Annotated in this window: 24 protein-coding genes and 2 pseudogenes; 8 read left to right on the forward strand and 18 right to left on the reverse strand. The window is 72.6% G+C overall.

The window, feature by feature from the left end; all coding sequences use genetic code 11:
* Nucleotides 1-22 precede the first annotated feature (22 nt).
* Nucleotides 23-571 (forward strand): PadR family transcriptional regulator, encoded by a 549-nt coding sequence (locus tag ACIHCM_RS14660; RefSeq protein WP_399894505.1) that lies wholly within the window; start codon nucleotides 23-25, stop codon nucleotides 569-571.
* Between the two features lie 31 nt (nucleotides 572-602).
* Here the strand turns inward: ACIHCM_RS14660 and ACIHCM_RS14665 are convergent, their stop codons facing one another.
* Together ACIHCM_RS14665 and ACIHCM_RS14670 are read right to left on the reverse strand one after the other, a co-directional pair.
* On the reverse strand, nucleotides 603-1,136 hold the full coding sequence (locus ACIHCM_RS14665) for a hypothetical protein (protein WP_399894508.1): 534 nt from the start codon (nucleotides 1,134-1,136) through the stop codon (nucleotides 603-605).
* Nucleotides 1,137-1,304: 168 nt separating this feature from the next.
* Nucleotides 1,305-2,285 carry a fibronectin type III domain-containing protein gene (locus ACIHCM_RS14670; RefSeq protein WP_399894510.1) on the reverse strand — a complete coding sequence of 327 codons (981 nt, stop codon included), beginning with the start codon at nucleotides 2,283-2,285 and terminating at the stop codon, nucleotides 1,305-1,307.
* Between the two features lie 369 nt (nucleotides 2,286-2,654).
* On the opposite strand from ACIHCM_RS14670, the gene ACIHCM_RS14675 reads away from it, so the two are divergent.
* A complete protein-coding gene (locus ACIHCM_RS14675; RefSeq protein ID WP_399894513.1) occupies nucleotides 2,655-3,356 on the forward strand; it encodes a glycoside hydrolase family 75 protein in 702 nt (233 codons plus the stop codon).
* A gap of 107 nt (nucleotides 3,357-3,463) precedes the next feature.
* Here the strand turns inward: ACIHCM_RS14675 and ACIHCM_RS14680 are convergent, their stop codons facing one another.
* From ACIHCM_RS14680 to ACIHCM_RS14700, 5 genes and pseudogenes are all read right to left on the reverse strand, one after another.
* Nucleotides 3,464-3,874, reverse strand: a complete 411-nt coding sequence (locus ACIHCM_RS14680) for a PTS-dependent dihydroxyacetone kinase phosphotransferase subunit DhaM (RefSeq protein WP_399894516.1) — start codon at nucleotides 3,872-3,874, stop codon at nucleotides 3,464-3,466.
* Nucleotides 3,867-4,466, reverse strand: a complete 600-nt coding sequence (gene dhaL / locus ACIHCM_RS14685; protein WP_399894519.1) for a dihydroxyacetone kinase subunit DhaL — start codon at nucleotides 4,464-4,466, stop codon at nucleotides 3,867-3,869. The genes ACIHCM_RS14680 and dhaL overlap by 8 nt, the downstream gene beginning before the upstream one ends.
* A 39-nt stretch (nucleotides 4,467-4,505) precedes the next feature.
* Nucleotides 4,506-5,498, reverse strand: a complete 993-nt coding sequence (gene dhaK / locus ACIHCM_RS14690) for a dihydroxyacetone kinase subunit DhaK (RefSeq protein ID WP_399894523.1) — start codon at nucleotides 5,496-5,498, stop codon at nucleotides 4,506-4,508.
* A 281-nt stretch (nucleotides 5,499-5,779) separates the two neighbouring features.
* Nucleotides 5,780-6,977 (reverse strand): annotated as a pseudogene (locus tag ACIHCM_RS14695) (IS110 family transposase).
* Between the two features lie 391 nt (nucleotides 6,978-7,368).
* Nucleotides 7,369-7,929, reverse strand: a complete 561-nt coding sequence (locus tag ACIHCM_RS14700; RefSeq protein ID WP_399894526.1) for a rhodanese-like domain-containing protein — start codon at nucleotides 7,927-7,929, stop codon at nucleotides 7,369-7,371.
* A 76-nt stretch (nucleotides 7,930-8,005) separates the two neighbouring features.
* On the opposite strand from ACIHCM_RS14700, the gene ACIHCM_RS14705 reads away from it, so the two are divergent.
* Nucleotides 8,006-8,287 (forward strand): metal-sensitive transcriptional regulator, encoded by a 282-nt coding sequence (locus ACIHCM_RS14705; RefSeq protein WP_399894529.1) that lies wholly within the window; start codon nucleotides 8,006-8,008, stop codon nucleotides 8,285-8,287.
* A gap of 25 nt (nucleotides 8,288-8,312) precedes the next feature.
* Here ACIHCM_RS14705 and ACIHCM_RS14710 read toward each other — a convergent pair whose 3' ends face one another.
* From ACIHCM_RS14710 to ACIHCM_RS14720, 3 genes are read right to left on the reverse strand one after another with little or no spacing between them, the layout of a single operon-like run.
* Nucleotides 8,313-9,059, reverse strand: a complete 747-nt coding sequence (locus tag ACIHCM_RS14710) for a TSUP family transporter (protein ID WP_399894532.1) — start codon at nucleotides 9,057-9,059, stop codon at nucleotides 8,313-8,315.
* A complete protein-coding gene (locus ACIHCM_RS14715; RefSeq protein ID WP_399894535.1) occupies nucleotides 9,056-9,418 on the reverse strand; it encodes a rhodanese-like domain-containing protein in 363 nt (120 codons plus the stop codon). Before ACIHCM_RS14715 ends, ACIHCM_RS14710 begins: the two co-directional genes overlap by 4 nt.
* 7 nt (nucleotides 9,419-9,425) lie before the next feature.
* Nucleotides 9,426-10,829 carry a rhodanese-like domain-containing protein gene (locus tag ACIHCM_RS14720; RefSeq protein ID WP_399894538.1) on the reverse strand — a complete coding sequence of 468 codons (1,404 nt, stop codon included), beginning with the start codon at nucleotides 10,827-10,829 and terminating at the stop codon, nucleotides 9,426-9,428.
* A gap of 319 nt (nucleotides 10,830-11,148) precedes the next feature.
* Between ACIHCM_RS14720 and ACIHCM_RS14725 the strand changes: the two genes are divergently transcribed.
* Both ACIHCM_RS14725 and ACIHCM_RS14730 read left to right on the forward strand, forming a co-directional pair.
* Complete coding sequence (locus ACIHCM_RS14725; RefSeq protein ID WP_399894541.1) at nucleotides 11,149-12,024, forward strand: universal stress protein; 876 nt, start codon at nucleotides 11,149-11,151, stop codon at nucleotides 12,022-12,024.
* Nucleotides 12,025-12,098: 74 nt separating this feature from the next.
* Nucleotides 12,099-12,953: a DMT family transporter gene (locus ACIHCM_RS14730; protein ID WP_399894544.1), complete on the forward strand. Its 855-nt coding sequence runs from the start codon at nucleotides 12,099-12,101 to the stop codon at nucleotides 12,951-12,953.
* Between the two features lie 390 nt (nucleotides 12,954-13,343).
* Here ACIHCM_RS14730 and ACIHCM_RS14735 read toward each other — a convergent pair whose 3' ends face one another.
* Complete coding sequence (locus ACIHCM_RS14735) at nucleotides 13,344-14,048, reverse strand: hypothetical protein (RefSeq protein ID WP_399894546.1); 705 nt, start codon at nucleotides 14,046-14,048, stop codon at nucleotides 13,344-13,346.
* Nucleotides 14,049-14,107: 59 nt separating this feature from the next.
* A complete protein-coding gene (locus tag ACIHCM_RS14740) occupies nucleotides 14,108-14,983 on the reverse strand; it encodes a universal stress protein (RefSeq protein ID WP_399894549.1) in 876 nt (291 codons plus the stop codon).
* A 195-nt stretch (nucleotides 14,984-15,178) separates the two neighbouring features.
* Here ACIHCM_RS14740 and ACIHCM_RS14745 point away from each other — a divergent pair, with 195 nt between their 5' ends.
* A complete protein-coding gene (locus tag ACIHCM_RS14745) occupies nucleotides 15,179-15,856 on the forward strand; it encodes a CBS domain-containing protein (protein ID WP_399894553.1) in 678 nt (225 codons plus the stop codon).
* 21 nt (nucleotides 15,857-15,877) lie between these two features.
* Here ACIHCM_RS14745 and ACIHCM_RS14750 read toward each other — a convergent pair whose 3' ends face one another.
* Together ACIHCM_RS14750 and ACIHCM_RS14755 are read right to left on the reverse strand one after the other, a co-directional pair.
* Nucleotides 15,878-16,870, reverse strand: coding sequence for an Acg family FMN-binding oxidoreductase (locus ACIHCM_RS14750; protein WP_399894556.1), 993 nt, complete (start codon nucleotides 16,868-16,870; stop codon nucleotides 15,878-15,880).
* A 64-nt stretch (nucleotides 16,871-16,934) separates the two neighbouring features.
* Nucleotides 16,935-17,858 carry a DUF1918 domain-containing protein gene (locus tag ACIHCM_RS14755; RefSeq protein WP_399894559.1) on the reverse strand — a complete coding sequence of 308 codons (924 nt, stop codon included), beginning with the start codon at nucleotides 17,856-17,858 and terminating at the stop codon, nucleotides 16,935-16,937.
* 132 nt (nucleotides 17,859-17,990) lie between these two features.
* Here ACIHCM_RS14755 and ACIHCM_RS14760 point away from each other — a divergent pair, with 132 nt between their 5' ends.
* Entirely contained in the window at nucleotides 17,991-18,686 is a 696-nt protein-coding gene (locus tag ACIHCM_RS14760; protein ID WP_399894562.1) for a CBS domain-containing protein, read from the forward strand.
* 115 nt (nucleotides 18,687-18,801) lie between these two features.
* Here the strand turns inward: ACIHCM_RS14760 and ACIHCM_RS14765 are convergent, their stop codons facing one another.
* From ACIHCM_RS14765 to ACIHCM_RS14780, 4 genes and pseudogenes are all read right to left on the reverse strand, one after another.
* Nucleotides 18,802-19,260, reverse strand: coding sequence for an Hsp20/alpha crystallin family protein (locus tag ACIHCM_RS14765; RefSeq protein WP_399894565.1), 459 nt, complete (start codon nucleotides 19,258-19,260; stop codon nucleotides 18,802-18,804).
* 34 nt (nucleotides 19,261-19,294) lie between these two features.
* A complete protein-coding gene (locus ACIHCM_RS14770; protein WP_399894568.1) occupies nucleotides 19,295-19,663 on the reverse strand; it encodes a dsRBD fold-containing protein in 369 nt (122 codons plus the stop codon).
* A 39-nt stretch (nucleotides 19,664-19,702) separates the two neighbouring features.
* Nucleotides 19,703-20,308: a hypothetical protein gene (locus ACIHCM_RS14775; protein ID WP_399894571.1), complete on the reverse strand. Its 606-nt coding sequence runs from the start codon at nucleotides 20,306-20,308 to the stop codon at nucleotides 19,703-19,705.
* Nucleotides 20,309-20,448: 140 nt separating this feature from the next.
* Nucleotides 20,449-21,269 (reverse strand): annotated as a pseudogene (locus ACIHCM_RS14780) (universal stress protein).
* Between the two features lie 209 nt (nucleotides 21,270-21,478).
* Here ACIHCM_RS14780 and ACIHCM_RS14785 point away from each other — a divergent pair.
* Nucleotides 21,479-21,604, forward strand: a complete 126-nt coding sequence (locus tag ACIHCM_RS14785; protein WP_399894574.1) for a hypothetical protein — start codon at nucleotides 21,479-21,481, stop codon at nucleotides 21,602-21,604.
* The last annotated feature ends 14 nt before the right edge of the window (nucleotides 21,605-21,618 follow it).

Raw genomic sequence — 21,618 nt, forward strand, 5'->3', positions numbered from 1 at the left:
GGCCGTCCCTAGGATGGCCACCATGTCACTCCCGCACGCGATTCTCACCGCCCTGCTCGAAAAGCCGTCCTCGGGGCTGGAGCTGACCCGCCGCTTCGACAAGTCGATCGGCTACTTCTGGTCGGCGACGCATCAGCAGATCTATCGCGAGCTGGGAAGACTGGAGGCCGACGGACTGATCCGGGCCCTGCCGGCCGAGCAGCCGGTACGTGGACAGAAGAAGAGCTACGAGGTCCTGCCGGCGGGCCGTGCCGAACTGGCCCGCTGGACCGCCGCCGCGCAGGAGCCCAAGCCGCTGCGGGACACGCTGCTGCTGCGGCTGCGCGCGGCGGCCGTGGTCGGCACGGCGGGTCTGCGCGACGATCTGCGCCGCCACCTCGACCTGCACCGGATCCAGCTGGCGGAGTACGAGGAGATCGAGCGGCGCGACTTCCCGCCCGGCAAGGACAGCCCCCAGGACCGGTTGCAGCACCTGGTGCTGCGAGCCGGCATCGACCTGGAGACCTTCTGGACCCGCTGGCTGGAGCACGCGCTGGCGGAGTTCGCCGAACTGCCCCCGGAGCGGCACTAGTTCCTGTCCGGCAGGCCCTGAAGGCGGTGGATCAGAGGCGGTACGGCTTCGAGCGGCGGCGCAGGAACCACACCGTGGCGATCACCGCGGTGCCCACCAGCGCCCCGCCCCCCACCAGCGTCAGCGCGCCGTAGTCCCGTGTGCCGCCGCCGACGCCACCGACGACGCCCCGGGTGGGTGAGGGCGTGGTCGTCGCCGAGATGGTCGGCGTGGACCCGGCGGCGACGATGACGGACTGGGTGCCGGCGGTGTTGCCGTTGGAGCACATGACGATGACCGTGTACGTGCCCGGAGTGACGTTCGTCCAGGCCGAGCCCTGCAGGGCGCTCGAACCGGTCAGCGCCACCTGGCGGCCCTGGGCGAAATTCGCCTGGCTGCTGTTGAGGATCGACGCGGTGCCCCATCTGCCGTTGAGCTGGGTGCACGCGCTGGTGGTCACCGAGACTGTGGAGCCACTGGTGCTCACGGAGATCCCGGAGTTCGCGGCGGCCGGCCCGGCGACCAGGGCCAGCGGCAGCGCGGCGGCTGCCACGGCCGCCCCGAGGAGAGGCTGAGAAGTACGCATGGGACTGCCCTCCGGCGGCACGGTTGGCGGTACATCCCTTGCGCCGCCTGGGTCGGGGAACGCCCGTGCTGCCTCACAAAGGCAGCCAACGTGGCCCCGGCCTCTCCCGCATGCGGACCGCACCCGCCCAGGTGACGCACACCGTCGTCCGGGGGACGGGAAGGCCCCTCAGCGCGCCTCGCCGGTCGTCACCGTCCGTTCCGCCGAGAAGCCGCCCCAGGTGCCGTCCGGAAGCCGGGGGCGGATCCGCACCCGGTGGCTCACGCCGGCCTCCTGCCCGATGTAGAAGCTGTACGCCGCCTTGTCCCGGGGTGCCGTCCCGCCGAAGACCAAGGAGGTGGCCGGACGGCCGTCGAGCTGCACCTGGTACTCGGTGATCACCCCGTCCACCTTCGGCGGCACCCACGAGAGGTCGATGTGGTACGCCCCGTCGGCGCGGCGGGTCGTGGCGCGGAAGGCGGCCGGCGCGGTGTCCCGCCCCTCGTCCGTGCCCGGCGCGGTGGTGAGCCGGACGGCGGCACTGGCGGGGGAGAGGTTGTCCGCGGCGTCGCGGGCCCGGACGGTGAACGAGTAGCCGGTGCCCGGCCGCAGACCCGTCACCACCGTCGCGGTCTGTGCTCCGCCCACGCTGTGGATCTTCACCGCACCCTGGTAGACGTCGTACGACGCCACGCCCCGATCGTCCGTCGAGGCGGCCCACGACAGCTGCACGGCCCGGCTCCCGGCGGCCCGCCCCCGTGCCTCGCCGGGGCGGGAGGGGGCCGAGGCGTCCGCCGCGACGGCGGCGGGGGTGCGTGCCCGCACCTCACGGCTGCGCGGCCCGAGCCGCCCCTCGGTGTCCCGGGCCCGCACGGCGAAGACGTAGGTCGTCGAGGGCCGGAGGCGGGTGACGTCCACCATGTGCGCGGTTCCGTCGACCTCCTGGACCTTGGTGGCGCCGCGGTACACCTCGTAGCCGTCGACGTCCTCGGAGGACACCGCGTTCCACATCACATGGACGCTGGTCGCGCTCCCGGCCGCCGCGGTGACCCCCGTCGGCGCGGCGGGCAGCCGCCCCTCGTCGCCGTCCGCCGCGCCCCCTGGGCCACAGGCCGGCACGGACAGCAGCACACCGAGGGCCAGGGCGGTGGGCACGGGAACGCGTCGCACGACTCGGCCTCCAGGACGGCGCGGCGGCAATGGTCCGGACCAATATGCGCCCACTGGCGCGATCACATCAAGAGGGCGGGCCGTGCCGAGCACCTCGCACCGTTCCGTATGCTGACGGGAGCGCGGCCTAACTCTCCGTGGGAGAACGGGAGTTGGTGCTCCTCGGCGCGGACCGCTGTCGTCGCCGATCCCGCGCCGGGCCGGGGCGGCCCGAGGGCCCGGAGCCCTGCGCGGGCCCCCGGGCCCCCGGTCCACGGGAGGACGGGCGTGGCGTGCACCGTCCGGACCCCTCGGGTGGCCCCATGATCGGAAACAGCATCGGATGGTGCTGAGTGACCGTCAGTGTCCCCCAGCAGAGAGCTCCTTATCGTGCGTGTCCAGTCCCTCGCGCTGGCCGCGGCAAGTGCCGCCCTGCTCGCCCCGGCGACGTCCTCGACCGCCCACCCTCCCAAGGAACCCCGCACCCGGCACGAGAGATCCGCCGACAGCACCGTCCGCGCGGCCGACCTGCTGGCCAGGGTGCGTCACTGCGACCCCGTGTCCCAGGGCCGCTATCGCACCGACGCCGGCCGGCCCGCGACCGTACGCGTCTGCGCGACCAGCGGCGCCGTCTTCTGGACGGCCGATCTCGACATCGACTGCGACGGCCGCCCGGGCCGTCACTGCAACCGCCGCACCGACCCGTACTTCTCCGCCGGTACGGCCTTCCAGGCCTCCGACGGCCGCCATCTGAACGCCGAACACCTCCCCTTCGTCGTCGTGCCCGTGCCCAGCCGCATCTGGGACCACCGCGAGCACGGGGTGCGCGGCGGTTCGGTGGTGGCGCTCGTCCACGGCGACCGGGTGCAGTACGCGGTCGTCGGTGACACCGGGCCACGCGAAGTCATCGGCGAGGCGTCGTACGCCGCCGCCAAGGCCCTCGGCATCCCGCCCGACCCCCGTGGCGGGGGCACGGACTCCGGAGTCACCTACGTGGTCTTCAAGGGCTCGCGGATCTCGCCCATCGAGGACCAGGCCGCCGCCGTGGCCGAGGGGCAGCGGCTGGCGCGGCGGTTCGTGGACGGCGGCTGAGCGGGCGCCTTCACCTCGGGGCGGGCCCGCGTCCGGGAGGCGCCCGCCGGCGCCCCGGCGGGCCGAGGCTCCGTCTCCGTCGCCGCCCGCAAGGCCGGGTCAGGGCTTCAGACCTTCCGGTAGCTGTACGCCTCGGAGGCTGCCGCCGCCACCGCGTCCAGGTCGGCTCCCGTGCTCGCCGTGACGACCGCGGCGACGGCGCCCTCGACGAACGGGCAGTCCACCAGCCGGGTCCGGGCAGGGAGTTCGTCGCCCTCGGCGAGCAGCGTCTTCACGGTGAGGACGGCGCTGCCGAGGTCGGTGAGGACGGCGACACCGGCCCCACGGTCCACGGAGGCCGCCGCGGCGGCGATCAGCTCCGCGCTCGTGCCCAGCTCGCCGCCCTCGGTTCCGCCCGCCGGCGCGACGGGCACCGCCGTACCGCCGCCCGCGAGCCCCTTCGCCAGCTCGGCCACGGACGCGGCCACCTGCGCGCTGTGCGACACCAGCACGATCCCGACCAGCTTCCCGTCACTCACCGGCGGCCTCCGCGAGTGCCGCGACGAGCAACGCCGACGACGTGGCGCCCGGATCCTGGTGCCCGATGCTCCGCTCGCCCAGATAGCTCGCCCGGCCCTTGCGGGCCTGCAACGGCGTGGTCGCCAGCGCACCCTGCTCGGCCGCGGTGCGCGCGGCGGCGAAGGAGTCGGCGAGCGCGTCCACGCCCGGCACGAGGGCGTCGATCATCGTCTTGTCGCCGGGCGCTGCCCCGCCCAGCGTCATCACGGCGTCCACGCCCTCCCGCAGTGCCTGGGCGAGCTGGGCCCGGTCGACCTCGGCGGCGTCGCCGAGCGCCTTGCCGGTGCGGCGCAGCAGGGTGCCGTACAGCGGCCCGGAAGCCCCGCCGACCGTCGAGATCAGCTGCCGTCCCGCCAGGGTCAGGACGGCGCCCGGCGTGGCCGGGGCCTCCTTCTCCAGAACCGCCGTCACGGCGGTGAACCCGCGCTGCAGATTGCTGCCGTGGTCGGCGTCCCCGATGGGGGAGTCGAGGGCCGTGAGCCGTTCCGCCTCGCGGTCCACGGACGCGGCGGTCGCCGTCATCCAACGGCGGAAGAAGTCGGCGTCGAGCACTGGGTCTCCTCGCGTGGTAGGTGCGTCGATCGTCCCGTCTCACATGCCCCAGCGCAGCCCCGGCGTGCTCACCGGCGCGTCCCACAGCCGGAGCAGTTCCTCGTCGACCTGGCACAGGGTGACCGAGGCGCCCGCCATGTCGAGGGAGGTCACGTAGTTGCCGACCAGGGTGCGGGCGACGGGGACCCCGCGCTCGGTGAGCACCCGCTGCACCTCGGCGTTGAACCCGTACAGCTCCAGCAGCGGAGTCGCCCCCATGCCGTTCACCAGGACCAGCACCGGATTGCGCGGCCCGAGGTCCTCCAGCACGGCGCTCACCGCGAAGTCCGCGATCTCGCGCGAGGTCATCATCGCCCGCCGCTCCCGGCCCGGCTCGCCGTGGATGCCGATACCCAACTCCAGCTCGCCCGCGGGCAGATCGAAGGTCGGAGTGCCCTTGGCGGGCGTGGTGACGGCGCTCAGCGCCACACCGAAGCTGCGCGAGCTCTCGTTGACCTGCCGCGCGATCGCCTCGACCCGCTCCAGCGGCCGGCCCTCGTCGGCGGCGGCACCGGCGATCTTCTCCACGAACAGCGTGGCGCCGGTGCCCCGCCGCCCGGCGGTGTAGAGGCTGTCGGTGACGGCGACGTCGTCGTTGACCAGCACCTTGGCGATCTGGATGCCCTCGTCCTCGGCGAGCTCGGCCGCCATGTCGAAGTTGAGCACGTCACCGGTGTAGTTCTTCACGACGAACAGCACCCCGGCCCCGCTGTCCACGGCCGCAGCGGCCCGCAGCATCTGGTCGGGCACCGGGGAGGTGAAGACCTCGCCCGGACAGGCGGCCGACAGCATCCCGGGCCCCACGAATCCGCCGTGCAGCGGCTCGTGTCCCGAGCCGCCGCCGGAGACGAGGCCGACCTTCCCCGGGACGGGTGCGTCCCGCCGCACGATCACCCGGTTCTCCACATCGACGGTCAGCTCCGGATGCGCCGCCGCCATACCTCGCAGCGCGTCCGCGACGACGGTCTCCGGGACGTTGATGAGCATCTTCATGGGTACCTCCTGGGAAGAATGGCCAGAGGGTCAGGAACCAGCGTCTTCGCTGGTCATGGCACGTGCGGGCAGTTTGCTGTCCAGTCGTCTCGTGGTCAGTCCCGGATGGGGCGCTGCTGTCGGCAGTATCGACCTTGCGGGAGCGAAGGTCACGCGGGGATGCTTCATGGGCGCGTCCGGGTCCCGGACCGAAACACAGCCTGTCGCGGTTGGACATCGACGGCTGTACGGGTAAGGGACTCCTTCGGAGCTGGTGCGGGCGGGGGCCTCTGTGTCCTTCGTCAAGCGAGTCGGGGGCTCATTGGTTCGTTGAGGGTTCCGTCGCGGAGCATGGCGAAGAGGACGCTGATGCGGTGGCGGGCGCGGCGGAGGAGGGCCTGGGTGTGGGTTGTGCCGCGGGCTCGGCAGCGGTCGTAGTGGCTGCGGGAGGCGGGATCGTGCAGGGCGGCGAAAGCGGAGAGGAACATGGCCCGTTTCAGCTGCCGGTTCCCGCCTCTGGGGCGTGTTCGCCGTGGATCGAGGTTCCCGACTGCCGGGTCGCCGGAGCGAGTCCGGCGTAAGAGGCCCGGTGGCCGGGGCTCGGGAACGAGCTGCCGTCGCCGACAGTGACCAGGAGGACTGCGGCGGTCCTGACTCCGGTGCCGGGCATCGAGGTCAGGACCTGGGAAAGAGGGTGGGCCTCCAGCAGTGCCTCGATCCGGGCCTCCGGCGCCCGGCGTTGTTCATGGACGGCGGTCAGGGACTTCGCCGGCGAAGGGGCGATCACGAGGGTGCCGGTGCCAGGGACGATGACGGTCTGCTCGTCGAGCGCGGCGAAGATGTCGTCGACCAGCCGCTCGGCCATGCGCGGGGCCCTCGGGCGGACGACCTCGACCAGCTTGCGGCGGCCGGCCGTGCGCAGAGCGGCCGGGGATCCGTAGCGCCCGAGGAGCCAGGTGACCGCCGGGTGGTCCAGGCGCGGGCCCAGGACGCGTTCCAGGCTGGGGTGGAACTGGGTGAGCAGGCCGCGGATGCGGTTGGAGGCGCGGTTGGCCTCGCCGGCGAGGTCTTGGGCGAAGCCGACCAGCATGGTCAGTTCCGCGGTGACGTCGTCGGTCAGGTCGAGGGTGCGCAGGTCGTGGGGCATGGTGCGGGCGGCGTCCGCGATGACCGCGGCGTCCTTCGCGTCGGTCTTGGCCTCGCCGGGGTAGAGGTCGGCGATCCGCCGCATCGCCAGTCCGGGCAGGTAGGCGACCCGGCAGCCGGTATCCCGGGCGACGGTCCGGGGCGGGGCGCCGATGGAGGCGGGCTGGTCCACGACACCAGGACGGCGCCGAAGTTGGCCTTGAGCCTGTCGAAGACGGCCCGCAGCTTCGGTTCGCTGTTCGGCGGAGACTTGTCGAAGACCGTCTTCCCGACCGGGGGCAGGCCGTGACCGTGATGCGTCTGCTTGCCGACGTCCAGCCCGGGGAAGACGCCCACCCCGTCGATGCCGATCACCGTGCCCCCACATGTGTCGACGCATGCCGGCCCCAGGGTCGGGAGCCGTTCTCGCGCAGCCACGTTGTGCAGACCTGTCGCCCGCGAACGACCGGGCCTTGCACCCGGTCATGCGACGGTCGAACCTCTGATCAGCGTCTCCGACGGCACCTTCCGGGCCCGGTGACACCCCCCCAGGTCATCCGTTCGACAGGGGGCAACAGTCATGCCGGGCCCGGAGGCCAGCGGCCCTCTTGCAGGACCGCGAGGAACATGACGGGGCATTACCGCGCTTGCTTCGCCGACGTCGTCGGCCCGGTGGTGATCCGGAGCTTGTCGGGTGCCGAAGACCGTCCGACCTGCCGCACCGGGCGCGCGATGTGGTGCCGGTGTCGGGGAGCGTCGGGGCGGGTCATCCCGCGAGAGTGGCGAGGGTGGCGTCGAGGTCGGTGGCGTGGGGCTGGTTGTGAGGGAGTTTGGCGAGGATCCTGGCCATGCCGCAGGTGTCGGTCAGGGCGGAGAGGACCAGGCCGCCGGCGACGCCTGCGCAGACCCAGCGGGCCGAACTCCAGCGCTGCCCGGCGAGCAGCCCGGTCAGGACGAGAGATCCGGCGGCGAGGCGGACCTGACGGTCCATGGCCCAAGGGGTGCGGGTGGTGGCGGGGTGGTGGGTGTCGTGGCCGAGCTGGGTCCAGGCGCTGGTGCCGCCGGAGAGGGTGGCGGCGCTGATGCCGTTCTCGGCCAGGCGCTCGCAGGCGGTGGTGGAGCGGGCGCCGGAGGCACACACGACGAGGAGGTCGCCGTGGACGGCCGCGGACTTGAGGGCGTCGAGCGCGCGATCGAGATGGTCGAGGGGGATGTTGTGGGCGCCCGGCAGGTGGCCCGACGCGTACTCGCCGGGGGTGCGCACGTCGATGACGGTCAGCTCGTGAAGCCGGGCGTGGGCCTGGTCTGCGGTGAGCGTGGGTGCCATGGGGATTCTTCCTTTTCTCGGTTGGGGCTGCCCCCTTCGGTAGAATACCCAAGGGGGTATCTCGAAGGAGTGGACTGTGGAACTGGCGATGGCGGCTGAGGAACTGAAGACGGTGGTCAACCGGCTGCGCCGGGCGCAGGGCCAGATCGCCGGGGTGATCAAGATGATCGAGGAGGGGCGGGACTGCGAGGACGTGGTCACGCAGCTCGCGGCGGCCTCCCGTGCGCTGGACAAGGCGGGTTTCGCCATCATCGCGACCGGTCTGCAGCACTGCCTGACCGATGGGGGCATGGCCGTCTCGGAAGACCGGGAGCAGATGCGGGCCCGGCTGGAGAAGCTGTTCCTGTCCCTTGCCTGAACGTGGTGGCCATTGGGCCGGCTTCTCAGGTGAGGGCGTCGATGAGCATGAGGGCGGCCACGGCCAGCAGCGCGAGGGCAAAGGTGCGCCGCAGCCGGGTGCCACCGGCCTTGGCGGCCAGACGTCTGCCGTCCCGGGCGCCGAGGATCGCGGCGCCGGTGAAAGGGCCGACCAGTGCCCAGTCGATGCCGGCGGTGGTCGCGCCGCGGGTGGCCAGGGAGGCCAGGGAGTTCGCCGAGATGATCAGCAGGCTGGTCCCGACGGCGGCCTGCATCTCGGCGGCCAGCACGGTGACCAGGGCCGGGACGGTGAGGAAGCCGCCGCCGACTCCGAGCAGCCCGGTCAGGGCGCCCAGTCCCGCGCCGATCCCGGCGGCCTTCGCCGGCCGCACCCCCGACGCCCGGCCGCAGGCCCGGCCGGGGCGCAGCATGTTGACGGCGGCGAGGCCCGCGACGGCGGCGAACGCGCCGGTCAGGACCGGCTGCGGCAGCCGGGCGGAGAGGGCTCCGGCCGCGGCGGCGGGCAGGAGTCCGGCGGCGGCGAACAGGGCGCCGGCCTTCCAGTGGACGTTGCCGGTGCGGGCGTGGCCGTACAGGGCGGCGAGCGAGGTGGCGGTGACGATGATCAGGGCGGCGGTCGTGGCGGCGGCCGGGGTGAAGTCCAGCAGGTAGATGAGAGCCGGCACCGCCAGGACGCTGCCGCCCCCGCCGAGCGCGCCGAGCGCGAGCCCGACCACCGCCCCTGCTGTCAGCGCCAGGATGAGCGCGCTCACGCTATGGCACCGTCGCTGCCGTCCTCCACGGTGACCGGCAGACCCTCGCGGGCCCAGGCCGTCATGCCGCCGGTGACGTCGGTGGCCCGCACCCCGCGGGCAGCCAGGAGTTCGGCGGCCTGCCGGGAGCGGTGCCCGGAACGGCAGATGGCCACGACCGGCCTGTCCCGGACCTCCTCCGGCAGGGCCGCGCCGGTGACCAGGCGGGTCAGCGGCAGGTGCAGCGCGCCGGGTGCGTGCCCGGCCTTCCACTCCGGACTTTCGCGGACGTCCAGCAGTACGGCCTTGCCTTCGCAGGTCTGCTGGTGGGCCCGCTGGGGGGTGAGGCGGGCGGGGCCGCGGCGGAAGAGCGAGAACATCAGGTGATCACTTTCGTGCGGGTGAAGCGAAGAGGGGTCGGTCGGTGGCGGGGCGGGTGAGGGTCAGGCCCGCTTCGGTGGCGGCGTCGAAGGCGTCGTCGACGGCGACCACGTCGCGGCCGGTGGCGTCGAGCAGCGAGGCGGCGATCGCCGCGCGCATCCCGCCGGCGCAGTGCACCCACACCGTCCCGTCCGGCACGTCGCCGACGCGGCCGTGCAGTTCGTGGATCGGGATGTGGACGGATCCGTCGATGTAGCCGCCCGCGCGCTCGGAGTGCCGGCGCACGTCCAGGACGACCACGTCGTCGCCGCGCTCACGGACATGGGCGAGGTCGGCGAATCGGGCGCGGGGGAAGGAGGCGGGCTGCTCGCCTTCACGGACCCAGTCGGCCGGGTCACCGGTGGCGGCGGCGGCCGGGCGGTCTATACCCACCCGGACCAGTTCCCGCTGCGCCTTCGCGATCTGCTCCGGGGTGTCGGCGAGCAGGGTGACGGGCTTGCCCCACGGGATCAGCCAGGCCAGGTAGGTGGCGAGCTTGCCGTCACCCTCGAAGTTGAACGACTCCGCCACGTGCCCCTCGGCGAAGGCCACGCGGCTGCGCAGGTCCACCACCCACTCACCGGCGGCCAGCCGTGAGGCGATCTCCCCGGCGTCCGCCCGCTTCGGCGGGGTCAGGTCCAGCGGTGCGGGGCCTGCGGCGTTGGCCGGGCCCATCTGCGTGTAGTAGGCGGGCACGTCCTCCAGCCCGGCCAGTATCTGCGCGACGAAGGTGTCCACGTCCCGGGTCAGCGCGTCGTTGGTCTCGCGCTCCTTGCCGATGGTGGTCGCATCGCCCTCGGCCTGGGCCGAGGAGCAGAAGCTGCCGAACCCGTGGGTGGGCAGCACCTGTACGTCGTCGTCCAGCTCGTCGGCCAGACGGCGGGCCGAGGCGTGCTGGGCCCGGGCCAGCTGCTCGGTCAGCCGCGGCTCGACCAGGTCCGGCCGGCCCACCGTCCCGATCAGCAGGGACCCCCCGGTGAACGCCGCTACATCCCGGCCCTCTTCCTCCAGGGCGTAGGCGGTGTGGTGCGGGGTGTGCCCGGGTGTGGCGATCGCCCGTAGCGCCAGGCCCTCGTCCACCCGCACCGTGTGGCCGTCAGCGACCGGTGTGCGGGTGAAGGCGACCGATGCCCCGGCCGGCACCAGGTACTCGGCGCCGCTCACCCGGGCCAGCTCCAGGCCCCCGGTGACGTAGTCGTTGTGCACGTGGGTCTCGACCACGTAGGCGATGCGCACTCCGCGCCGGGCGGCGGCGGCGATGACCCGGTCCATGTCGCGGGGCGGGTCGATGGCCACGGCGGCCTGTCGGCCTCCAGCCAGATAGCTGCGGTTGCCCAGGCCCTTGAACTCCAGGGCTTCGACGAAGAACACGACGTGACTCCTCTCTGGCAATGTACCCCGGGGGGTATCTGACGCTCACCATAACAGGAATACCCAGGGGGGTATTCCTGGCGTCTGCCTCCGGCGGCGTCCGGCACCGGTTCGGGTACCCGGGGGGAGGGGCGAGTGCCGACTGGTCCGCCGTTCAGGAGAGTCGCCCCGGGGGGTGGGGCCGTGGCGGGTGCTCGCCGATCCGTTCGGGGCACGACCGGGCAGGGACCAGTGGCCCTGCCGTCGCTCCGGTCGCGCGGGCATGATGAAACCAGGTCATGGAACCAGGCCGTGGACGCGACCGAAGGGAGCCCGGACCATGTCTCACCATCTGACTGTGGGCGTGGACGGCTCGGCCGAGAGCCTCCGTGCGGCAGAGTGGGCCGCCGACGAGGCGCTGCTTCGCGGGGTGGGTCTGCGCGTGGTGGTCGCCGACCAGTGGCCCGGTTCCGGGCCCGTTCCGTCGGTCGCGCTGGAGCAGCACCAGTGGGCCGACAAGCTGCTCGCCGATGCCGCCAGCGACCTGTCGCAGCACCGGCCCGGGCTCGAGGTCGCCCCGTTGCGTCTGTCCGGCCGCCCCGCACCGGCGCTGGCCGCGCAGGCGGCCGAAGCCGATCTGCTGGTGCTCGGCTCGCGCGGCCTCGGCCGCGTCCGGGGCTTCCTGGTCGGGTCGGTCGGCCTGGCGACGATCCGCGCCACCGGGCATCCGGTTGTGCTCGTACGGGGACCGGAACACCCGGACGACGAGCGAGCGGTCTCGTACGACGGCCTCCATCGCCACATGGTCGTCGGTGTGGACATCCATCACTCCTGCGACGCCCTCCTCGCGTTCGCGTTCGAGGAGGCCGCGCGGCGCGGGTGCACCCTCCGGGCCCTGTACGGCTGGTCACTGCCACCGGTCGTCCGCGACGCCCGCGCTCTCGCGGCGGCCGAGCGGGAGATGGGCCCGGACATCGCCCGGGCCCTCGCCGGCATGCTGCTGCCCTGGCGGGAGAGGTTCCCGTCGGTCGATGTCGTGGAGTGCACGCCCGTCGGAGGCCCCGCACAGCGGTTGCTGCACGGGGCAGGCGATGCGGACCTCGTGGCCGTCGGCCGGCGAGTTCGCAAGGCCCCGCTGGGGGCGCACATCGGGTCCGTCGCCCAGGCCGTGTTGCACCACTGTCCCGTGCCCGTCGCCGTCATCGCCCACGACTGACGGGTCTTCCGGCTGGTCGCGTCGTCCAGCGTGTCGGAGTCGTCCGTGTTCATCCCCGCGGCAATGCTCGAGCCATGAGTACGGGTGTCGCGGTGGCGGCCGCCCTGCTGGCCGCCATGAGCTTCGGAGTCGGGTCGGTGATCCAGCAGGAGGCGGCGCAGCAGGCACCCGCCCGGGAGTCGCTGCGGCTGCGGCTCGTGCTGGATCTGGGCCGCCGTCCGGCATGGCTGGCAGGCATGATCCTGGTCGTCTCCTCCTACGCGCTGCTGGGCCTCGCGCTGGCCCACGGCCCTCTGGTCCTGGTGCAGCCGCTCGCGGCCACCGACCTCGTCTTCGCCCTGCCGCTGCTCGCTTGGCGCCGCCGCACAGGCCTGACTCGCCGGGAGGCGGCCGGGATCGCCTGCACGGCAGGCGGCGTGGCGCTGTTCCTGACGGCGCTGCCACCGGCCCCCGGGGGCGCGGCCGTTCCCGCGGCACGCGACTGGCTGCCCGTGATCCTCGCGATCGGCGGCGCAGTCGTGCTGCTGGCGGAGGCCGGACGCCGGAGCCGTGCGCCGAGACGCACGGCTCTCTACGCGATCGGTGCGGCCTTGCTGCTCGCCCTGCTCGACAGCCTGACGAAGAGCACGGCGGGACGGTTCCGGACCGACGGGCTCGGGGCGCTGGCCCACTGGGAGCCGTATGCGGTGGTCCTCGTGGGCCTGACGGGTCTGGTCCTGGCGCAGAGCGCCTACCAGGCCGGCTCGCTGGCCATCAGCCTCCCGCTCATCGACACTCTGGAACCGATGACCGCCGTGCTGATCGGTGTGGCGGTCTTCGGCGAGCAACTCGCCTCGTCCCCCTGGGCGCTGAGCGTGCAGGCGCTGGGCGCGGCCACAGCCGTGGCCGGCATCGTGCTCCTGGACAGGTCGCCGCTCGCCAGACCATGAACGCGGCCCGGCGGCGGAGGCGGCGGCCTCATGCAACCCCCTGCCACGGGCCAAAGGGCGGGCCGACCCCGTACTCGGGGCATGCCCAGCCCGATGCGCCCAGTTTGTCGAGGGCCCCGTGCAGCATGGGCGTGCGTGATATTGCGGCGCCGTGTCGAGAGGGCTTGGCGGTAGACCGCGGCCCCTGAGGCAGGCACGAGGCGGAGCGGCAGCCCTCGACGCGGGGCGACCGGCCTGCTCATGACCGTGACCCCGTCATGCTGGGCTCGCGTGCGAGGCGCCGGCGACGGCAGCGGGCCAGGTGCGGGATCCGTGGCTCCGGCGACGACAGGCCGCACCACGGCATTCGAGTTGTCCGGTCCAGGCCGATGGGGGCCATCGACGCGGTGATCACGATGCTTTCCTGGGAGCGCCGCCGGCCACCTGGGAGGAGCCCCCGGTCGCCGGTGAGACTGCAGGCGGCGGTCTTTCCGGCCTCAGCCGCGCCTGCAGCCGCATGACGACGTGGCCGAGGCCGGACAGCGCGCAGGCGATCGCCAGGTCGGTGAGCGGCAGAGGTTCCGTCCCCAAAAGGGCCCGCACCTCCCCGTCGAGACAGGATTCGACCTCGATCTCCCCGGACCAGTCCTCGGCCGTGAAGGCCGTCCGCAGCGCTGCCAGGTGAGGATCCCCCAGGTGCACCAGGCTGGTCTGCTCGACACCGAGCACGCCCACGGCGTCGTCGTGGTGGCGAAAGGCGCGGGTGAGCGTGGCATGTCGCAGGTCGAGAGTATGCCGGTAGTCCTGCAGGGCGTGTGTGTCCGGGGAGAACCACGGGCTCCAGGGTCCCCCGGCGCGGCGCAGACGGAACCGAAGGAGCAGCCAGTTGGGGAGGTTGACCAGGTCCTCGTTCACCACCTCCCGTCCTGCCGCGGTCGACTCCAGGCGGTTGTAGCACCCGGCCACGTACGTTCCCGGGCAGTGCACCAGGCCCGCCCGGCACTCGGGCACCGCCCCCCGGGTGGCGAAGTAGCCGTTGCCGAGCGTGCACAGTGATTCACGCAACCGCTCGGCAGCGGGGTCGTAGCCCTCCCACTCCCACGTCCACTCCGACATCGCCGCCCTTCCCTCTCCTTCCGAAGCCGTGGGAAGCACCGGACCGGTGCGACAACCCCTCACACCTGCTGGGGGACGACGGCGACCGGGCATTCCGAGTGGTGCAGGAGCGCGTGGGCGACCCTGCCGAGTTGCAGGCCGAAGTGGCCGTGCCGCCGCACGGCGCCGACCACGACAAGGTCGGCCTCGGCAGATGCCTCCAGGAGCACCTGATGGGCGGGACCTTCGACCGGCCGGCGGTGTACCTCGACCCCGGGGTGCTCCGGTACGGCAGCACGGAGCGCCTCGGTGAGGCGCTCGGAGGCCCGCTCCTCGTTCACTCGGGCGGTGTCGTCCACGATCAGGGGGTGCCCCGTCTGCTCGGGGGCCGGACTTCGCCAGGCTCGAACGGCGGTCACGGAGCATCCGCGCACCTGCGCCTCGCGGACGGCGAACCGCACGGCGCCCGGGCTGTCGGTCGAGTCACCGACCCCCACCACGACCCGGCCGAAGGCCCCCTGGACGTTCCCGTCCGAACCCCGCACCACCACGACCGGGCACACGGCGCGAGCCGCCACCGCGAGACTGACCGAGCCGAGCAGCAGCCCGGCTACCGCGCCACGCCCGCGGGAGCCCGTGACCAGGGCGGACGCCTCACGCCCCGCCTTCAACAGCACCGACACCGCGTCGTCGGGCAGTACGTCGCCCGACACCTTCACTTCTGGATCGCGCAGCCGGGCACGTTCCGTGCACGAGGCGACGACGTGCTGCGCCATCACATCCTGAGCGGGGCGGCCGGTGCCGAACGACGGCCGGGTCCTCTCGTAGCGTTCCCACAGAGAGGCGTGCAGCAGGCGCAGCGGCAGCCCGTGCCGCGCCGCCTCGTCCGCCGCCCAGTCGAGTGCCAGCAGACTGGACTCCGAGCCGTCGACCCCCACGACCACCGGCCGTTCCATCGTCCCCACCGCCTCTCGGTCCGGCAGCTGACACACCCCCTGTGAATACCGTCGCATCGACCGCGGACCTCCGCGACACACGGACCCACCCGCATCGGGGTGCCTTCGGCCGGAATTGCGGTATCGCGGGTCGCGGTGATGCTGGAGACATACCAGCGAAGCGAGTTTTCCCGCGCAGCCTCGAGGACCCAGCACATGCCTGACACCCCGCACATCGTGAGCGATGTGATGACCCGGCCCGTCGTGGCCGTCGGACGGGAGGCACGATTCAAGGAGATCGTGCGGGCCATGGGGCGGTGGAACGTCGGTGCCTTGCCGGTCGTGGAGGGCGAAGGGCGGGTCGTCGGCGTGGTCTCCGAGGCCGACCTGCTGCTCAAGGAGGAGTTCCGGGACCGCGATCTGACCTGGGCCGAGCAGTTGCGGCACCTTTCCGACCTCGCCAAGGCGGAGGCGCTGACCGCCGAGGAACTCATGAGCAGCCCCGCGATCACGGTGCGGCCCGACGTCACGCTGTCCCAGGCGGCCCGGATCATGGCCGCGCACCACGTCAGGCGACTGCCCGTGGTCGACGGCGAGAACCGGCTGCAGGGCATCGTCAGCCGTGGCGACCTGCTGAAGGTCTTCCTGCGGTCGGACGAGGCCCTGGAGGAGGAAGTCCGCCGCACGGTGGTGTCCTACCTCTTTCCCGCTCTCAGCCACACCATCCATGTGAAGGTGCACGAAGGAGTCGTCACCCTCCGTGGACGGGTCAAGGACAGCTCCCTGGCCTGGGTCGCCGAGCGACTCGCCCGCGCCGTGGAGGGCGTGGTGGACGTCGAATCCCGGCTGAGCGGCGAGGACACCGTCCCGGACGGGGCCGGAAACGCGAGGTGACGAGGGCGCCGTCCGCGGCGGTCAGGGCTCGATGCGCAGTATCTCCGGCACCGGGCGGCGCGGCGTGCCGGGGCCTGTGGGCCCGTAGCCCAGGCGCAGCACGATCTGCGTGAATCCCTGTCCGGTCAACGGGTCGCGCAGCGGCCAGCGCAAATCGGTCCACTCGAGGGCCTGGGTGGCGAATGATCCGGACAGCCCTTCGAGGGTGGCCAGCAGCAGGACGCGTTCCATGGCCTGGCCGGCCCGGAGCCAGTCCCGCGGGCGGTCGTGGACCGTGCTGACGAGGGCCAGCTGAGGGCTCCGTTCGAACTCCGCGGCGTCCCGTCCCGGGATCTGCCGAGGGCCCGCGAAGTCGCGCATGGGGGCCTTGCCCGCGCGCTTGCGCGGCCCGAAGGCGTCTTGGGGGATCCCGTCTTCGGCGGCGTCAGCGGCGGGTGTGCCGATGCGCGTCCACCGCGCCAGGTCGTCGTCGCTGCCGGGATCGGTGATGTTGCGTGCCTCGCCCTCCTGCACCAGTTCCAGCACGTCCTGCAGGTGCCATGACGTGGGGAACGTCAGCGCTGCTCCCTCCGCGCGGGCGGCCTCCCCGAGTTCCCGCCGCACAGGATCGGGGATCTGCCTCTCCTCGAAGGGGTAGCGGCTGCTGTGCCGCCGGTGAATCGCCGGATGCAGCGCGCCGAGGTCGCTCTTGCCGCTTTCCGGACCGGTCAGCCGTACTTCGGCGAGCAGTGCCGGGTCGGTGGGGTCGGGCAGCAGCCGGGTTTCCGGGTGCCAGCCTTCGTGGACCACGGCGACCCTCAGGTTCACCAGCGCCGCACCACATCCGAGGTGCAGGCCGCGGGTGTCGGGGTCGGAATGCGGCATGGCGCGCTCGAAGTCGGCGCGCACCTCGAACACGCGGCTGTGCCGGACGTAGCGGAAGCGCCAGGGCTGTGCGTTGTGCATCGAGGGGGCGGCAGCGGCGTCGTGGACCAGTGCCGCCACCTGTTCGTCGGACGGTGCTCGTCGACTCACCGGAGCCTCCCGTGACGGTCGGCGCCATGCCGGGGCCGAACCACCTTCGGTGGCCGGGGCCCGGTCACCGATCGGCCGGAGTGATGCGGCGGCCCGTCAGGCTCGTGGGCCGGATCGACACCCACATCTCGCGTTCTCCGCCCGGCCAAGGCAAGGTGTGGGCGCGCTGGGCGAGCCTGCGCACGGCGTCGGCCTCCGTGACCACGTGCGCGGGGCCGACGGCCAGCACACTCCAGCCCTGGCTCATGGCCTCGTCCACGTGGTCCACCTCGAAGGCCACCTCCGTACCCACGGCTGCCGCTGCCACGGTGTCGGGGGCGGTGCGGAAGACGATCGTGTCGTCAACGACCTCGTAGTTGACGGGGACGACCGCCGGTCGGCCGTCGGACGCCGACACCGCGATCCGCCCCACACCGTGTGTGGAGAGCAGAGTGCGGCATTCGTCGGGAGCGAGGTCCCGCAGCTGGGGGTGCAGCAGCGCGTGGCCCTGACCGGGTGGGAGATCGACGCCCGCCCCGCGCAGCGCGGTGACGGTGGTGCCCAGTGCGTCGGCGAGCCTGATCAGGGTCGCCACACTCGGGTCGGCGGGCTGCTCCTCCAGATATGCCAGGTAGTCCGGTGACATGTGGGCGCGGCGCGCCGTCTCCCCCCGGCTGAGACTCTGCCTGCGCCGTTCGGCGGCCACTCGCCGGCCGATGTCACCGGGGACAGGTGTCCGGTCCGGCGGGGCGGCAGAGGGCACGGCCTCCGCCCCGCCCGTGTCCGGCCGGGGGAACGCGTGACCGGAGCCGGGCTGTGCGTGTTCCAGGTGGTGGATGTGCGCGTCAGGTCCGGGGAACACGAGGGTCACTTCATCCGTGTCCGACCAGCGCACGTCGTAGGGAGGGGTTCCGTCCTCGTGGTGGAGCGCGACGATCTCGCCGTCGCGCCTGGTGGCGCCCGTCGCTGGGCTTTCGATGACGATGTGGTCGCCGAGGTGAGCTCGCATGATCGCCGCCCCTTCCTCAGATTGGTGCTGTATCCAACGTGCCACGCGCGAGAGGCCGCCGCACGGGACGGTGGCCCCTGTCCGGGAGGGGAGCCGGAGACCTGGCTCTCACGTCCCGGAAGAAGAGGCGACATGCACCACCGAACGGTCGCGGAACTCATGACCTGGGGCGTCGTCAGCGCCCGTCGCGACACTGCTTTCAAACAGATCGCCAGGTTGCCGGCGGACCACGACATCACCGCCCTGCCCGTGGTGGACGACCTGGACCGTCCCGTGGGCGTGGTGTCCGGAGGGGACCTGCTGCGCAGAAGCGCAGACCAGCCCGACCCGGCCGGTCGGGCCGTGGTCCTTGAGCTGGAGGCGGGGAAGCCGGCCAAGGCGCAGGGGTCCCGTGCCGAGGACCTCATGTCGGCCCCCGCCGCGTGCGCGCGGCGGCCGGAGTGGAGCGTGGCCGAGGCCGCCCGCGTCAGGGAGACCCACCATGTCAAGCGGCTGCCGGTGGTGGACGAGGCGGACCGGCTCCTGGGCATCGTCAGCCGCGGTGACCTGCTGCGGATCTTTCTGCGTCGTGACGATGCCATCCGGGACGAGATCACTCAGGACGTACTGTGGCGCACGATGGGGTTCGGCCCGTCGCAGGTCACGGTCGAGGTCCGCGACGGGCGGGTCGACCTCGGCGGCTCCGCCGCGTTCAAGAGTCTGATCCCCGTCGTCGAGCGGCTGTGCCGCAGCGTCGACGGCGTGGTCTCCGTGGCCGAGCACCTCGCGTACCGGACCGACGACAGCCTCTCCACCGGAGCCGGAAGGACACCCGGCGTCGACGGCTGAGACCGCCGGGAACAGGATGTCGCGACGGCCGGTGGCGGCACCCGCCGGCCCGTGGGGCACGAAGCAGGCTTCGGTCCCGCGAACCGGGCAGGTATCCCGCCGGCCGGCCCCCGACTCAGCCGGTGATCTCGATCCTCCGGGCCTTGCCCTTCTCGGTCTTCGGGACCCGCACCGTCAGGACCCCGTTGGCCAGTTCCGCGCTGACGTGCTCCGTGTCGGCGTTGGGCGGCAGCGTCGTGCGGTAGTCGAACTGCCCGATGTGACGGGTCTGCCGGCGCACCACGCCGGTGTGCTCCTTCTCCTTGATCTCACCGTGCACGTCGAGCTCGCCCTCCGCGACCTCGACGGTCACCTGGTCCTTGTCCAGACCGGGAAGCTCCAGTTCCACGAGGTAGGCCTCCTCGGTGTCCTCGACATCGGCGAGCGGCGCCCACGGCTCGGCCGCGCCGAAGTGGAGCAACGTGCCGCCGGGGAAGGCGGCGTGCATGAGCTGGTCCACCCGGGTACGGAGATCCTCCAGCTCGCGAAAGGCGGACGGGAGCCCGCCCGTGCCGTGTCGTACGGGGTGTGTCATGGCTGATCTTCCTCCACTCGTTCGGTCGCCTCGGTCACGAGGGCCATCCGGAGATCTGGCGATTCTCCGGCCGGGAGACGCCCACGCCCTCGATGTCGCGCTCGGCGGTGTTCAGCAGTTGGTGGGCGAGGTCTTCCATGGCCCGGCCCACCGCCAGTTCGTCGTCGATCTCCGGCACGTTCGTGTCGGCCGGATGACAGTGCGCTGCGCCGTGGCCGGTGAGCGCCGTGGTGCCGGTGTCGAGCACCACGCGTGCCGTTGTCGTTCCCGCGTCGAGGAAGCCCCGCTCAGGAGGCAAGTCGCGGACGAAGAGGCTGAACGTCGCGGGGCCGGTCATCCCCTCCCGCAGATAGGACATGGCCATCGTCACTTCGTACAGATCGGTGGTCGTGGCATCCGTCATCGGTGTCACCTCGTCGGCTCCGGTTCGGATCTCCCGCCGTCACCGGCGGAAGCGTGCGGACCACAGGGGCTCCACCAGCCCCCACTCGGTGTCCCACCGCGCATACCTTCTGCGGTCCAGCACCAGCCGCATGGCTCCCCGTGTCGCGTAGAACCCGGCGATCACGCCGATCGCCGCCGCGCCGCCCATGAACCAGCCGTTGGTCGTGGCCTGGAGCTCGGTCATCGGCGGACCGGTGACGGTCCCGCCCCGGGCCACCCACACCGACACCGTGGCCCCCTTGGGCGTGCCGGACTGCACGAGGGCGATGCCCGTCCGCACCGTGCCGTTCCTGTCCGTCCAGCGAACCTGGGCCGGTTGCTTCACCGCTTCGGTGTCACCCTTGGCGTGCGACATCAGCCGGGCGGTGACCTTCTGCCGTTCCGCGGCCTGGACGTGCGCCGTGCGCATCGAGGACTCGTAGGTTGCCTGCCCCGCGCTGACCGCGGCCACCGGCAGGCCCAGGACCAGAACGAGCAGCAGGACGCGGCGGAACCAGGCTTCGAACCTGTCGGACGTACGCCTCAAGGGGTTCGGCCCGCCGGCCGCGTGCTTCCTGCGTGACGGGAGGGGGCCGGGTGTGTGCGGCGAATCCTGCGTGCTCATGAGTGGACCTCCCAGCAAGTCGCTGGTTTCCCCACCGCCTGTTTCCACCATGCAATGCCGGCGGGCTTCGGTCACGGGGCCGAAGGGCCCTGTATGACCGGCTGTGCGTCCGCGGCGCCGGCTGCCGGCATGGATGGTGGTCATATCTGGGGAACGACCGCGACCGGACAGGGAGCATGATGCAGCACCGCATGATTGACGAGCCCCAGTTGCAGGCCGCCGTGACCCCGCCGGCGGCGGGCGCCGACCACCAGCAGGTCCGCCCCTGAGGCCGCCTCCAGCAACGCCTGGCGTGCCGGTCCGTCCACCACCCTGCGGCTCACCAGGGCGTCCCCGTAGCGCTCCGCCGGTTCGCGCAGCGCGTCGTCGAGCACCTGCGCCGGCGAGCGCCGATGGGCTTCGAGGGCATAGGACGACGGGGCCCGGGGAGCGTTGAGCGCGCCGGACGATGTGCTCCAGGCGTGCACGGCCATCAGCCGGGAGCGCCGCACATGGGCCTCCCGGAACGCGAACTGGACGGCCGTGCCGCTGCCTTCCCCCTCCTCGACACCGACGACAACGCTGCCGAACCGGCCGTCCCGGTGCTCTGCGGCGCCGCGCACCACGACGACCGGGCAGTCGGCTCGCGCCGCCACCGCCAGGCTCACCGAGCCCAGAAGCATCCCGGCGAGCTCTCCGCGCCCTCTGTCCCCGAGCACCAGCGCGAAGGCGTTGCGCCCCCTGTCGACCAGTGCGGAGGTCGCGTCCTCATGCCGTACCTCGCTCGACAGCCGCACCGCGGGAGCGCTTTGCCTGGCGTGTTCCGAGGCGCCGCCGATCACGTCGGACGCCTCGTCGTCGCCGGCTGTGACGTGGAGGAGCTCGAGCGGCACCCGTGCCGGACCGCCTCCTCGGCGGCCCAGCTCACCGCCGCCAAACTCGCCTCGGACCCGTCGACGCCGACCACCAGGGGAATCGTCACCGCCCCTGTCTCCTCTCGTGCCGGATCCCATCCCTGCGGCCCACGCCTCCACTGGTCCGCATGCGCCATGGAGGGGATTGGGGTACTCCTCGAATGAGAGCGGGAACGACGCTCGGCATGCCGGCGACGTCCGGCCCCCTCACGGCATCGGACGTGTTCACCGTCAGCCACCGTCGTGACCAGCTTCATACGAGACGGAGGTCGCCGCCATGCAACCAGTCGTCACCGTGGGCCTCGACGGCTCGGCCGAGAGTCCCGCCGCTGCCCGCCGGGCCGTCGCCCAGGCCGCGATCCTTCACGGGCGCTGCCCCGTCGCTGTCGTCCCCCATGTCTGACCCGGCCCACCGCG

It is taken from the genome of Streptomyces sp. NPDC052023 (assembly GCF_044548465.1).
Lineage (GTDB): Bacteria > Actinomycetota > Actinomycetes > Streptomycetales > Streptomycetaceae > Streptomyces.